Below are 12,142 nucleotides of genomic sequence, written 5' to 3' on the forward strand. Positions count from 1 at the left end.
CGGGTAACGGACGGGTCTCGGCCCGTCAGCCAAGCGTGGAGATTCCTCTAACGCGCGTTAGAGCGGCGTATGCGAACGGGGGCTACCTGCTGCCGAGGGTGGAAAGATCGACCTGTGAGTCAACGCGGGAAGCTACGGGTCTATCTCGGCGCTGCCCCGGGCGTCGGGAAGACCTTCAAGATGCTCGAGGAGGCGCAACGCCGCGTCGAACGCGGGGCGGACGTGGTGATCGCGTTCGTCGAGACGCACGGCCGGGAGCAGACCGCGCGGATGGCCGAGGGTCTGGAGACCGTCCCGCGCACCCACCGCGAATACCGCGGTATCGACTTCGAGGAGATGGACCTCGACGCCGTCCTCGCGCGGCGTCCGCAGGTGGCGCTGGTGGATGAGCTGGCGCACACGGACGTGCCGGGCGGTCGGCATGAGAAGCGTTGGCAGGACATTCAGGATCTGCTTGATGCGGGTATCGAGGTCATCACGACCGTCAACGTTCAGCACCTTGAGTCGCTCAACGACGTGGTGCAGCGGATCACGGGTGTACCGCAGCGCGAGACCGTGCCGGACGAGGTGGTGCGTGCCGCGGATCAGATCGAGCTGATCGATATGTCGCCGGAGTCGCTGCGTCGGCGGCTCGCGCACGGCAACGTGTATGCCGCCGAGAAGGTCGACGCCGCGCTGAGCAACTACTTCCGTGTCGGCAATCTCATCGCGCTGCGCGAGCTCGCGCTGCTGTGGTTGGCCGACCGGGTGGACGAGGGCTTGCAGCGTTACCGCGAGGAGCACGGCATCGGCCGGGTCTGGGAGGCGCGCGAGCGGGTCGTGATCGCGCTCCCCGGCGACGCGTCCGGCGAGGCGCTGATCCGCCGCGCGGCCCGGATCGCGGCGCGTTCGTCGGGCGGCGAGCTGCTCGCCGTGCACATTGCACGCTCGGACGGCCTGAGCGCGGACACCAGCCCCACGGCGCTGGCCGCCCAGCGACACCTCGTCGAGACGCTCGGCGGCACGTACCACTCCATCATCGGCGACGACGTCTCACGCGCGCTGATCGAGTTCGCGCAGGCCAAGAACGCCACGCAGCTCGTGCTCGGCACCTCGCGGCGCAGCCGGTTCAACCGCTTCCTGACGGGGCGTGGGATCGGCGAGACGACGACGATGCTGTCCGGCGACATCGACGTCCACATGGTCACGCACAACGAGCACACCACGCCCAGGCGGCGCGGCTGGCTGCCCCCGAACCCGCTGCGCCAGGCGGCCTGGGGCTCCGGCGGGGGCTGGCGCGGCATCGTCGCGGGCATCCTCGCGCCGCCGATCCTGGCCGCGATCCTGACCGCGACCAGCCACTCGCTGCGGCTGAACGTGGCCAGCGACATCCTGCTCTTCCTCACGCTCACAGTCGCGGTCGCCCGGCTCGGCGGCATGGTTTCCGCGTTGGTGGCGGCGTTGTGGAGTTCGCTGTTGCTGAACTACTTCTTCATTCCGCCGGTGCACTCGATCACGATCGCGGAGGCGAACAATGCCATCGCGCTGGTCGTGTTCGTCATCGTGGGCCTGACGGTGGCGTCGGTGGTGGATCTGGCGATCAAACAGACTCGCAGCGCGGCGCACGCGTCGGCCGAGGCGGAGACGCTGAATGCTTTCGCGGTGGCCGTACTCAGGGGCGACGAGGCGATCTCGGCGCTGCTCGAACGGTTCCGCGAGACCTTCTCGATGGAGTCGGTAGGTTTACTGCAGCGCATCGACACCGGCGGCCCGCGGCTGCCCGACGAGATCGACGACCCGCGCCGCTGGACGCTCGTCGCCTCGACCGGAGCCGACCCGGCACTGTGCCCCGGCGCCGCCGACACCGTCATCGACGCGGGACCCGGCGCGGTCCTGGCGTTGCGCGGCCGTACCCTCCCCGCCGCCGACCAGCGGGTCCTGGCCGCCTTCGCCGCGCAGGCCACCGCCGCCATGGAACGCAGAAGGCTGGCTCGCGAGGCCGCCTCCGCCCAGGCCCTCGCGGCCGCGGACAAGATGCGTACCGCGCTGCTCGCGGCCGTTTCGCACGACCTGCGTACCCCGCTGGCCGCGGCCAAGGCATCGATCAGCACGCTGCGGGACCCGGAGCTCGAACTGCCCGACGAGGACCGCGGTGAACTGCTCGAAGCCGCTGAGGAATCACTCGATCGGCTCACCCGTTTAGTGGAGAACCTGCTCGACATGTCCCGCCTCCAAGCGGGTGCGCTCAAGCCGAGGCTCGAACCGGCCGCGATCGAGGACATCATCCCGCGCGCGATCGACGACGTACCCGCGGCGGCCGGACGGGTGCGCCTGGAACCGCCGGAGCCGAACCTCCCGGACGCGCTGGTGGACGCGCCGCTGGTGGAGCGCGTCGTGGCCAACCTGATCGGCAACGCGGTCAAGCACACCGACTCGCCGGTCAGCGTGACGGTCTCCGCGTTGGGCAGGCAGGTCGAGGTCAGGGTGATCGACCGAGGCCCGGGAATCCCGGAGGAGGACTGGGACCTGGTCTTCCGTCCGTTCCAACGGCTCGGCGACCGCGATAACACCAGCGGCGTCGGACTCGGACTCGCCCTGTCCCGCGGGCTGACCGAGGCGATGGGCGGCACGCTGATCCCGGAGGACACCCCGGGCGGCGGCGTCACGATGGTGCTGTCCATGCCCGCCGCGTCGGGCACCGGCAGCCGCACCGGCACTGGCACCGATGCGAGTTCCGACCCGGGAACGGGAACCGCAGTAGAGGAGATCGCCCGATGATGCGGGTTCTGGTGGTGGACGACGAGCCGCAGCTGCTCCGCGCCCTGCGGATCAACCTCTCGGCGCGCCGCTACGAGGTCGTCGTAGCGGCCGACGGCGCCGCGGCCCTCGAAGCCGCCGCCCGGCACCTGCCCGACCTCGTCATCCTCGACCTCGGCCTGCCCGACATGGACGGCGCCGAGGTGATCGCCGGTCTGCGCGGCTGGACGAAGGTCCCGATCCTCGTCCTGTCCGGCAGGGCCGACGCCTCCGACAAGGTCGACGCCCTCGACGCCGGCGCCGACGACTACGTCACCAAGCCCTTCTCCATGGAGGAGCTCATGGCCCGCCTCAGGGCCCTGCAACGCCGCGCCGAATCGGAGGCGGGCGCCGACGAGCCCGTCGTGCTCATCGGCCACTTCAGCGTCGACCTCAGCTCGAAGACCGTGACCAAGCGCCCCGACGCCCCCGCCGACGCCCCCGACGCGGTGCACCTCACCAAGACCGAGTGGGCCGTGCTCGAGGTGCTGGTCCGAAACCCGGGCCGCCTCGTCTCCGGCAAGCAGCTGCTCAAGCAGGTCTGGGGCCCGGCGTACGAATCGGAGACCAACTACCTGAGGTTCTACCTCGCGAAGCTCCGGCAGAAGCTCGAGCCCGAGCCGTCCCACCCGAGGCAGCTGCTGACCGAGCCGGGCATGGGGTACCGGTTCCAGCCGTAGGCAGCACGGTCTCATTAGCGCATTTCTCCAACCGATCCCGACCCGTCCCAGTCTTCTGTAATGGGTCCGGTTCGCCGGGCGTGTGACCGGGTCAGGGGGCCCGGCACTCGGGGCAACAGTTGGAGGGGCACATGAAACGAGCACTGTCCATCACCGGCTTGGCGACGGCCGCGGTACTCGGAGCGAGCACGCTCGCGGCCGCCGCGACGCCGGCGCAGGGCACCACGTCGGTGGCCGGCGTCCAGGTCTCGGCATCCGGCTGGGCGACGGCGGTCAACGACCGCGGCGACGTGATCGGCGGCTACAACGTGAACAACCTGGCCCATGCGTTCATCTGGCACGCGGGCACCATCACCGACCTGGGTGAGCTGCCCGGCGCCGACTACGCCGACGCCACAGCCGTCGACAACCACGGCGACGTGGTCGGTTACAGCAGCACCGACACCTTCCCCAACACGCCGCAGGCGTTCGTCTGGCACAACGGCACGATGACCGACCTCGGCCCGTCCGGCGAGAGCAGCATCGCCAGCTATATCAACGACCACGGTCGGATCGTCGGCACGGTGACCTCGTCCGCCGGAAACGCCAGCGCCGTCATGTGGCAGAACGGCAAGATGACCACGTTGCCGGGCCTCGGCGGGACCTACACCGACCCGACCGGGCTCAACCAGAAGGGAGAGGTCATCGGCTACGCCGGCACCGCCTCCGGAGGCTCGGAAGCGGTCGCGTGGATCAACGGCAAGGTCGTGGATCTGGGCCCGGGCGTTCCGCTCGCGGTCAACGACAGCGGCCAGGTCCTCGTCAACGCCGAGACCCCGTCGGGATCTGCCATCTACGCGTATGTGTGGGACCACGGCAAGACCACCGACCTCCCGGTCGGCACGGACGCGAACGGCTTCAATGACGAGGGGCAGGTCGTGGGCTACTACGCGGCCGGCGGCACCGGGAGCAACGAAGGCTTCCTCTGGCAGGACGGGACCTTGACCACCCTCGGGGCGGACCAGCCCGTGGCGATCAACGACCGGGGCCAGATGCTCGCCTACGTCTATGACAACGGCGTGTTCGCATCGCTGGTCCTGGACCACGGCAAGACGATCAACCTCCTGCCGACCAGCGGAGAGTCCGCCAGCGCCGGATACATCAGCGACAGCGGCCTGATCGCGGGCGAGACCGAGGCCGCGGCCAACGTGACCGCGTGGCAGCTGCCGAACCACTAGCCCGACCGGTAAGCCCGGCGCCCGGACCACTTCGGCGGTACGACCCACTGGGATCCCAGTGGGTCGTACTCGGCGCGGGAGGCGGAGCCACGAGTGACGCCTGGCGGGGCGTCTGGCGGTGCGCCGGAAGTACGTCAGGGTGCTGCCGTAGTCTGCCGTACGTTGTGAGACGTGAGCCGACGCATACCTTCCGCGACCTTGGAGACCATCACCGTCACGGACATCCGGACGGTGCTACCTCTCGTGCTCGCGCGACTCAAAGACGGCGGCCGAGACGCGGTGCCAGTGCTGATCGGTCGGCACCGCGAGCCGATGGCCGTGCTCATCTCGCTCGAGCAGTTCTACGAGTACAGCGCCCTGGTCTGCACGGCCCTGGCCGAAGACGCCGACAGTTGAGCTTTGACTTTGAGCTTTGGGAGTGCAGTCCCGTCGCTTCGTCCCGCTGAATCTGGTCGCGGATCCGCGTATCCCGCGTCGATGACGAGATCACCGACGCGGACCGGGAGTGGGTGGCCGAGTACCATCCCGGTCTCGCGCTGCTGCATTTCGTCGAGCCTTCGTTCGGTTTGCTCGTCGAGGATTGTGACGTGCTCGACCGCTGGCTGCGGTCGGCCGCCTGACGTGCGTTTCGCGTTTTCGCCTTCTACGCGTTCGGGTCCCAGTTCGCGAGCTGTTCCATCGGCTCGGCGTCGCCGGTGATCTCCAGGCCGTCGAGCGGGACGCGGTCGTAGCAGTAGAGGACCAGTTCGCTCGCTGCGCCTCGCATCGTCATGTCGCCCGGCTCGGCGTCCGCGGCGAGGTCGTCGCAGCGGACGCCGTCGGCGTTGAGGGTCAGGCGCCAGGCGCGGCCCTCGGTCGCGTGCAGGTCGATGGTCGCCGGCTTGAACGGCCAGGGGACGCTCGTCGCCGAGACCGTCGTCAGGAACTCGTCGACGCCCTCGACCGCCACGTCGGTCGGCAGTGGCTGCGCCGCGCCCTGGGCGAGCTGGGCGTCGTAGGTGTGGACGGCGATCTCCTGGATCTGGTGCCGGGCCACGGCTCCGCTGGTCTCCGGGGCCTGCGAGCGGCCCCACCAGGTCCAGCAGCCGCGGTCCGGGCCGGCCTCGCGCATCGCGTCGAGCATGAGCCCGAACGACGCGGCCAGCCAGGCGTCCAGGGCTTCGCGGTCGCGGGGCACGGTCGGGGCGCCCTTCGGGTCCGTCCTCGCCGGGGGCTCCGCGCCCGGGCCCGCCGCGACGATGACGGCCTGGCGGCGGCGGCCGTCGCCCAGGTGCTGCGCCAGGTCGCGCAGCGTCCAGTCCGGGCAGGTCGGGACCTGGACGTCGAGGTCGGGGGCGGACGCGATCGCGGCGCGGAACGCGACCGAGCGGTCTTCGATCAGCCGCAGGACCTCGGGGAACTCCAAGATGGTTTGCACGTCGGTTTGTGTATCACGCCGCTCCGGCCGCCGGGTAGCGAATTTGTCGGACGAGGCCCGAATGCCCGGTCGGCGAGGGGTACCGGGCCTTCAACGCCGTGATCACCGGCTCGATCAGCGCCCAGGCCGCGTCGGACAGATCGCTCGGACAGGGCTTACGGTCGCTCACCGGACCAGCCGACCACGCGCCGACCGCCCCACACCGCCCAATCGCGCTCACACCACACGAACGGGCAACGGCAATTCAGACATCAGAGCGCGAACCGCACTTTGACTTCGGCCTTGCGCCAGCCCCTAGGATCGGCGCGTGACTACTGGTGCTACTGGGACGCCGCGGGCGCTGGTGTTCGACTTCGACGGGCTGATCCTGGATACGGAGACGCCCGAGTTCCGGGCGTGGCAGGAGTTGTTCGCCGCGTACGGGGGGACGCTGACGACGGGGGACTGGGCGCACGTGATCGGGTCCACGGACTCGGGATGGGATCCGGCGGTCGAGCTGGGGCGGCAGACCGGACGCGCGTATGACCGTGCGGAGCTGCGGGCGCAGTGGAAGCCGCGGCAGGTTGAGCTGATGGGCCGGGAAGCGGTACGCCCCGGCGTGCTGTCGCTGCTCGGGGAGGCGAAGTTGCGCGGCATCGGGCTCGCGGTTGCGTCGAGTTCGACGCGGCGGTGGGTGCAGGGCAACCTGGAGCGGCTGGGGATCTTCGACTCCTTCGACGCGGTGGCGACCGGTGACGAGGTGCGGCGCACGAAGCCGGACCCGGCGGTGTACCTTCTCGCGCTGGAGCGGCTTCACGCGCCCGCGGCGGCCGCGATCGCGCTGGAGGACTCGCCGAACGGGGTGCGGGCGGCGCAGGCCGCCGGGATGCGCTGCGTGGCGGTGCCGAACGACGTGAGCAGGCACCTCGACCTCTCGGCGGCGGACGCGCTCCTGCCGAGCCTGGGCGACTTGGATCTGGACGCGCTGCCGTTCGCCTTCGCCCCGTAAGAACCGATTGATCGGTAGGAGCCGATGAAACCGTCCCCTGCCACGCCGGATGCGAGGGCGTGGCAGGGGACGGGCCGTGGGCCTGCCTACTGCAGGCTGCTCCCCAGGGTGTTGATGAGGGTGCCGGAGGAGTCGTCACCCTCCAGCGAGTAGGCGAACATGCCGCCGAGCCCGTTGGCCGTGATGTACGAGGCCTTCGTGGTGATCGACTGCGCGGTGTCGCCGGTGTAGAAGCTGTCGGTGGACGGGTTGTAGATCCAGGCCGAATCCGTCGTGCTGTCCCAGTGTTCGTACGTGCTGTTCGCCAGGCCGGCCGACGCCAGTTCCTTGTAGAACGCCGTGCCCGCCGTCGCGCTGTAGCTGAACTGGGCGCTCGGTCCGGTGGCGGACTGGTAGAGCCCGGAGTTGCTCCCTGCCGGGACTCCGGTCCAGCCGCGCCAGTAGAACGGCACGCCGAGCACGAGTTTGCTCGCCGGGAAGCCGCCTGGTATCGAGTACGCCGACAATCCCGACGTGTACGCGGTGACCGCCGTCTGCACGCTGTAGTCCAGGTTGCCGGGCGCGACCGGGGTGGACGGGTCGTTCGAGGCCTGGGTCATCGGGTCCTGGAAGTTGGTCGGGCCGGTGGTCTCCCAGGAACCGTGCATGTCGTAGGCCATCAGGCTGCCGTAGTCGAGGTACTGCCCGATCTTGTCGGTCTGGATCAAGTTGATCTTGTCCTGTCCGGCCGGCAGCGTCGCGGTCAGCTCGTAGTGCTTGCCGACGCTCGCGCCGTAGGCGTCGAGCTCGCTGCGGAACTCGGCCAGCAGCGCGGTGAAGTTCGCGGTGTCCGCCGCGGAGTAGATGTTGCCGGTGTGGCCGCCCGCGCTGGCCGGGTACTCCCAGTCGATGTCGATGCCGTCGAACAGGCCCGCGGCCGAGGCCGTGCCGCCGGACGGGTCGCCGGAGATGCCGGCCGGCAGGTTGCCCTTGATGAACATGTCGAGGCAGGACGAGACGAAGGCCTGCCGGGAGGCGGCCGTCGCCGCGGCGGCGGAGAAGTACTTGGAGTACGTCCAGCCGCCGATCGAGACCATCAGCTTGATGTTCGGATACTTCGCCTTCAGCTCGCGCAGCTGGTTGAAGTTGCCCTTGATCGGCTGCGAGTAGACGTCGCTGCTGCCGTCCACGCTGGTGCTGGACGAATACTCCTTCTGGTAGTCGGCGAACGCGTCACCGGCTCCGTCGCCCGCGCTCGCGTCGCTCTCGTTGGTGTCCGCGGCCTTGATGGTCTCGAAGCACTGGTACGGCGCGGCGTCCGAGATGTTCTCGAAGGCGTAGTCGATGTTGGTCAGCTTGCCCGCGGCGCCCGAGGCGGCGAGGCTGCTCGGGTAGTAGGAGTTCCCGTAGACGCCCCACTGGTCGAAGTACGCGGACTTGACCTTCGGGGTGGTCGACGGCGCGGCCGGCGTCGTGGCGCTGACGGCCGACGAGGTCGCCGACTGGTGGCCGGCCACGTCGTAGCCGGAGACCGTGAAGGAGTATGCGGTGCTCGGCTCCAGGGAGCTGACGGTCACGCTCGTGCCCATCGAGGTCGCGACGACGGCGCCGCCCTCGTACACGTAGTACGCGGGGACGTCGCCGGTCTGCGAGTTGTCGGTCGAACCGGTCCACGAGAGCGTGATCGTGGAGCTGGTGCTCCCGGTGACCTTGAGCCCGCTCGGTGTGGTCACGATGCCGTCACCGGTCGGCGGGGTGCCGCTGCCAGGGGCGGTGGAGGTGCCCGTCGCGGTGGGGGAGGCGGAGGTGGCCGTGGCCGTCGGGGTCGTGGCGGTCGCGGTCGGGGACGAGGACGCCGTCGGCGAGGCCGAGGCCGAGGCGGTCGCGGTCGCCGTCGGGGACGCGGAGGTCGTGGTGGCCGACGCCGTGGCGGTCGCGGTCGAGCCGGATCCCGCCGGGCCGGTCAGCGACAGGTCGTCGGCGTAGTACGTCCCCTGCGCGTACCAGCCGTGCGTGTACACCTGGATCGAGGTCTGCGACGCGGTCGTGGTGAAGGTCGTCGTCAGCTGCTGCCAGCTCGCGGCGGACGGCGTCCAACTGTCGGTGCCGCCGGTCACGCCGAGATACACGTAGGCGCCCTGGACGTAGCCGGAGAGCGTGTACGCGGTGCTCGGCTGCACGGCGACGGTCTGCGTGCACTGCGCGTCGTCGGAACCGGTCGCCGCGCCGGACAGGGCGTAGCTGCCGGAGTGTACGGGACTGGTGACGGCCGCGCCGGTGCCCGCGTCACAGGTCCACCCCGACAGGCTCCCGCTCTCGAAGCCGGAATTGGTCAGCAGGTTCGTCGTGGCGGCCTGGGCGCTCGAGCCCAGCACCGCCACTCCCGCCGCCATCAGGCAGGTGGTGGCGGCGACGGCCGCCGCGGCTCTTCTACGTTCCCTGATACGCACTCTCTCACCGTCTCTACATTGAGGCCTTGCGGTAGTTGCACAGTGGACTAGACCTCTGTGGGTCGTGAGTAAATGATTGGTGTAGACCAGTGAGACGTCAAGGGTTCCCTGAGTTAAGGATTCTTAGGGTTCGCGTCTGTGCAGATGTGCAGATGAACTTGACGCACCCGTCGCGGGGGTGGGAGAATTGCGCCAGCTCAAGGGCATGTAGCCCCGGCCCTGAAGGGCCTTTAGCGAACTGAGGGGCGCGAACGGCGCCACGGCCGAGGGGAGGCGAACGATGGAACCAAGTAGTCCCGGTCATGATACGGGCCGACCGAAACCCCGGCCCGCACACGTTCGCAAGCCCCTGACAGCCCCTCGTTCCTGACTCTCGCGTCGCAGCCGTTCGGCTGAAGACAGTTCCGCGGGACTCGGGATCCATCCGGGCACCACCCGTTTGCGGCGTGCGCGCGACCGCGTCCGAGACCCGTCGTCACGGCACCCGGATCAGCTTTCGAGCACAGCCTCGGCACCCTCCCGCACGGCGTCCCAATGACGGGACCGCCGCGCTCGGCGTGCCCGCATCGCTGCCGCTCCCGCTCCCGTGTGCCCGCGTACGGCGTTCCGGCCGCCTAGCCGTCATGCCGCCTGTTCGCACCCGTACGTTCGATCATGCCAAGAGGAGAGCGCTGCCTCTCTGACTGCAAAACCCCCTGGCTTGGTCGTGCGCGCGGCGTGAGGAGAGGAGACCTCATGACCGACCTCATCACCGCCCCCGTCACGGTGCCGCGCTCCGCGGTCCTCGACGACGCGCACGTCGGCGACATCAAGGGCGCCTTCGGCACCATCAAGCTCGGCGAGACCGCGCCCCGCACCGGCCTGAGCCCCAAGCTCAAGACGCTGCTCGCCGTCGTCGGCCCTGGGCTGATCGTCATGTGCGGCGACAACGACGCCGGCGCGTTCTCCACCTACGGCCAGGCCGGACAGAACTACGGCACCTCGCTGCTCTGGGTGCTGCTGCTGCTCGTGCCCGTGCTCTACGTCAACCAGGAGATGGTCGTCCGGCTCGGCGCCGTCACCGGAGTGGGGCACGGCAAGCTCATCATCGAGCGCTTCGGCAGGTTCTGGGGCGCCTTCAGCGTCATCGACCTGTTCCTGCTCAATGCCCTGACACTGGTCACCGAGTTCATCGGGATCACGCTCGCGGTGGGCTACCTCGGCCTGCCCAAGGTGCCCTCGATCCTGGCCGCGGCGGCCGTCGTCATCGGCGCCGCGTCCACCGGCTCGTTCCGGCGCTTCGAGCGGGTGGCGCTGCTGCTGTGCTTCGGCAGCCTGATCCTGATCCCGATCGCGCTGGTGCTGCACCCGAGCGCGGGCACGATGGCCTCCGGCTTCCTGATCCCGTCCATGCCCGGCGGCGCCTCGCAGCTTTCCACGGTCATGCTGCTCGTCATCGGGCTCGTCGGCACGACCGTCGCGCCCTGGCAGCTGTTCTTCCAGCAGAGCTACGTCATCGACAAGCGCATCACCACCCGCTTCCTGAAGTACGAGAAGGCGGACCTGTGGATCGGCATCGGCATCGTGGTCCTCGGCGCCGCCGCGATCATCGGCTTCGCCAGCGCCGCCACCGCGGGCACCGCGGCCCACGGGAACTTCACCGACGCTTCGGGCCTGGCCACCGCGATCGCGGCGAAGGGCGGGCACGTGCTCGGCATCCTGTTCGCGATCGCGCTGCTCGACGCCTCGATCATCGGCGCCTTCGCCGTCTCGCTGTCCACCGCGTACGCGATCGGCGACGTGTGCGGCGTCAACCACTCGCTGCACCGCGGGGTCAAGCAGGCCAAGGGCTTCTACGGCGTGTACGTGGGCGTGATCGCGCTCGCCGCGGGCATCGTGCTGATCCCGAACGCGCCGCTGGGGCTGATCACCAACGGCGTGCAGGCGATGGCCGGTGTGCTGCTGCCCTCGGCCTCGGTCTTCCTGCTGCTGCTGTGCAACGACAAGGAAGTGCTCGGGCCCTGGGTCAACGGCAGTCGCACGAACCTGTTCACCTCGACCGTGCTCGGCGTGCTGGTGATGCTCTCGGTGATCCTGACCAGTTCGGTGCTCTTCCCGCACATCGACGCCCGACAGATCGTCGGCATCATGGTCGCCTTCGTGGTGCTCGGCCTGGCCGTAGGTGGCTACGCGCTGGCCCGCCGCGGCCCGGCGCGCGTGCTCGACCGCACCGGCGCCGAGGACTGGCGGATGCCGCCGTTGGCCGAGCTCGGCAAGGCGGAGCTGTCCAAGGGCACGCGGCTCGGCATGGGCGCGCTGCGCGGATACCTCGTCGTGTCGGCGCTTCTGGTCGTCGTCAAGGTGATTGAACTCACGCTCGCCTCACACTGAACAACCGTCACCTGTCTTTCAGCAGGTGAGGTGACACCCCGTCAGGTCCCGGCCCGCCCGCGCGCGCCGGGACCTTGCTTGTCGACAGGTAAAAGGGGGCGTACACCAGCGCAAAGGCCTGGCGCCACGTGCGCCCCCCTTTATAAGGTCGCAGCAGGCGGCGGGCACCCACGCCGCCTGGCGAACGATGTTTCACTCGTTCGGGTAAGCGCCGCACGGCGGGCCGCTCCGATGGTTACGCTGCTAGCGGCTCTGCGGCACGTGCG

9 protein-coding genes are annotated in these 12,142 nt (G+C 69.5%); 6 read left to right on the forward strand and 3 right to left on the reverse strand.

The genetic code is table 11. The annotated features are described in order from the left end of the window. Positions 1–69 precede the first annotated feature (69 nt). From VG296_RS26605 to VG296_RS26620, 4 genes are all read left to right on the forward strand, one after another. Positions 70–2,757, forward strand: coding sequence for a sensor histidine kinase KdpD (locus tag VG296_RS26605; RefSeq protein ID WP_349259698.1), 2,688 nt, complete (start codon positions 70–72; stop codon positions 2,755–2,757). Then, positions 2,754–3,455: a response regulator transcription factor gene (locus VG296_RS26610; RefSeq protein ID WP_325570373.1), complete on the forward strand. Its 702-nt coding sequence runs from the start codon at positions 2,754–2,756 to the stop codon at positions 3,453–3,455. The genes VG296_RS26605 and VG296_RS26610 overlap by 4 nt, the downstream gene beginning before the upstream one ends. Before the next feature lie 131 nt (positions 3,456–3,586). Further along, a complete protein-coding gene (locus VG296_RS26615) occupies positions 3,587–4,672 on the forward strand; it encodes a hypothetical protein (RefSeq protein ID WP_325570375.1) in 1,086 nt (361 codons plus the stop codon). Between the two features lie 171 nt (positions 4,673–4,843). Further along, on the forward strand, positions 4,844–5,068 hold the full coding sequence (locus tag VG296_RS26620; protein ID WP_325570377.1) for a hypothetical protein: 225 nt from the start codon (positions 4,844–4,846) through the stop codon (positions 5,066–5,068). Between the two features lie 247 nt (positions 5,069–5,315). Here the strand turns inward: VG296_RS26620 and VG296_RS26625 are convergent, their stop codons facing one another. Both VG296_RS26625 and VG296_RS26630 read right to left on the reverse strand, forming a co-directional pair. Further along, the gene (locus tag VG296_RS26625; RefSeq protein ID WP_325570379.1) at positions 5,316–6,089 is read right to left on the reverse strand and encodes a maleylpyruvate isomerase family mycothiol-dependent enzyme; all 774 of its coding nucleotides are present in this window, start codon (positions 6,087–6,089) and stop codon (positions 5,316–5,318) included. A gap of 13 nt (positions 6,090–6,102) precedes the next feature. After that, a complete protein-coding gene (locus tag VG296_RS26630) occupies positions 6,103–6,258 on the reverse strand; it encodes a hypothetical protein (protein ID WP_325570419.1) in 156 nt (51 codons plus the stop codon). Between the two features lie 138 nt (positions 6,259–6,396). Here VG296_RS26630 and VG296_RS26635 point away from each other — a divergent pair, with 138 nt between their 5' ends. Further along, entirely contained in the window at positions 6,397–7,077 is a 681-nt protein-coding gene (locus VG296_RS26635) for an HAD family hydrolase (RefSeq protein ID WP_325570381.1), read from the forward strand. An 86-nt stretch (positions 7,078–7,163) separates the two neighbouring features. Here VG296_RS26635 and VG296_RS26640 read toward each other — a convergent pair whose 3' ends face one another. Then, on the reverse strand, positions 7,164–9,506 hold the full coding sequence (locus VG296_RS26640) for a glycosyl hydrolase family 18 protein (protein ID WP_325570383.1): 2,343 nt from the start codon (positions 9,504–9,506) through the stop codon (positions 7,164–7,166). Positions 9,507–10,241: 735 nt separating this feature from the next. Here VG296_RS26640 and VG296_RS26645 point away from each other — a divergent pair. Continuing rightward, the gene (locus VG296_RS26645) at positions 10,242–11,876 is read left to right on the forward strand and encodes an NRAMP family divalent metal transporter (RefSeq protein WP_325570385.1); all 1,635 of its coding nucleotides are present in this window, start codon (positions 10,242–10,244) and stop codon (positions 11,874–11,876) included. Positions 11,877–12,142: the final 266 nt, after the last annotated feature.

The sequence above is a fragment of the Actinospica sp. genome, from assembly GCF_035552695.1.
Lineage (GTDB): Bacteria > Actinomycetota > Actinomycetes > Streptomycetales > Catenulisporaceae > Actinospica.

Bases quoted from the DNA above. Each gene is read 5' to 3' on its own strand.
- VG296_RS26615 (WP_325570375.1), top strand. From the start codon at position 3,587: ATGAAACGAGCACTGTCCATCACCGGCTTGGCGACGGCCGCGGTACTC.
- VG296_RS26645 (WP_325570385.1), top strand. From the start codon at position 10,242: ATGACCGACCTCATCACCGCCCCCGTCACGGTGCCGCGCTCCGCGGTC.
- VG296_RS26610 (WP_325570373.1), top strand. From the start codon at position 2,754: ATGATGCGGGTTCTGGTGGTGGACGACGAGCCGCAGCTGCTCCGCGCC.
- VG296_RS26605 (WP_349259698.1), top strand. From the start codon at position 70: ATGCGAACGGGGGCTACCTGCTGCCGAGGGTGGAAAGATCGACCTGTG.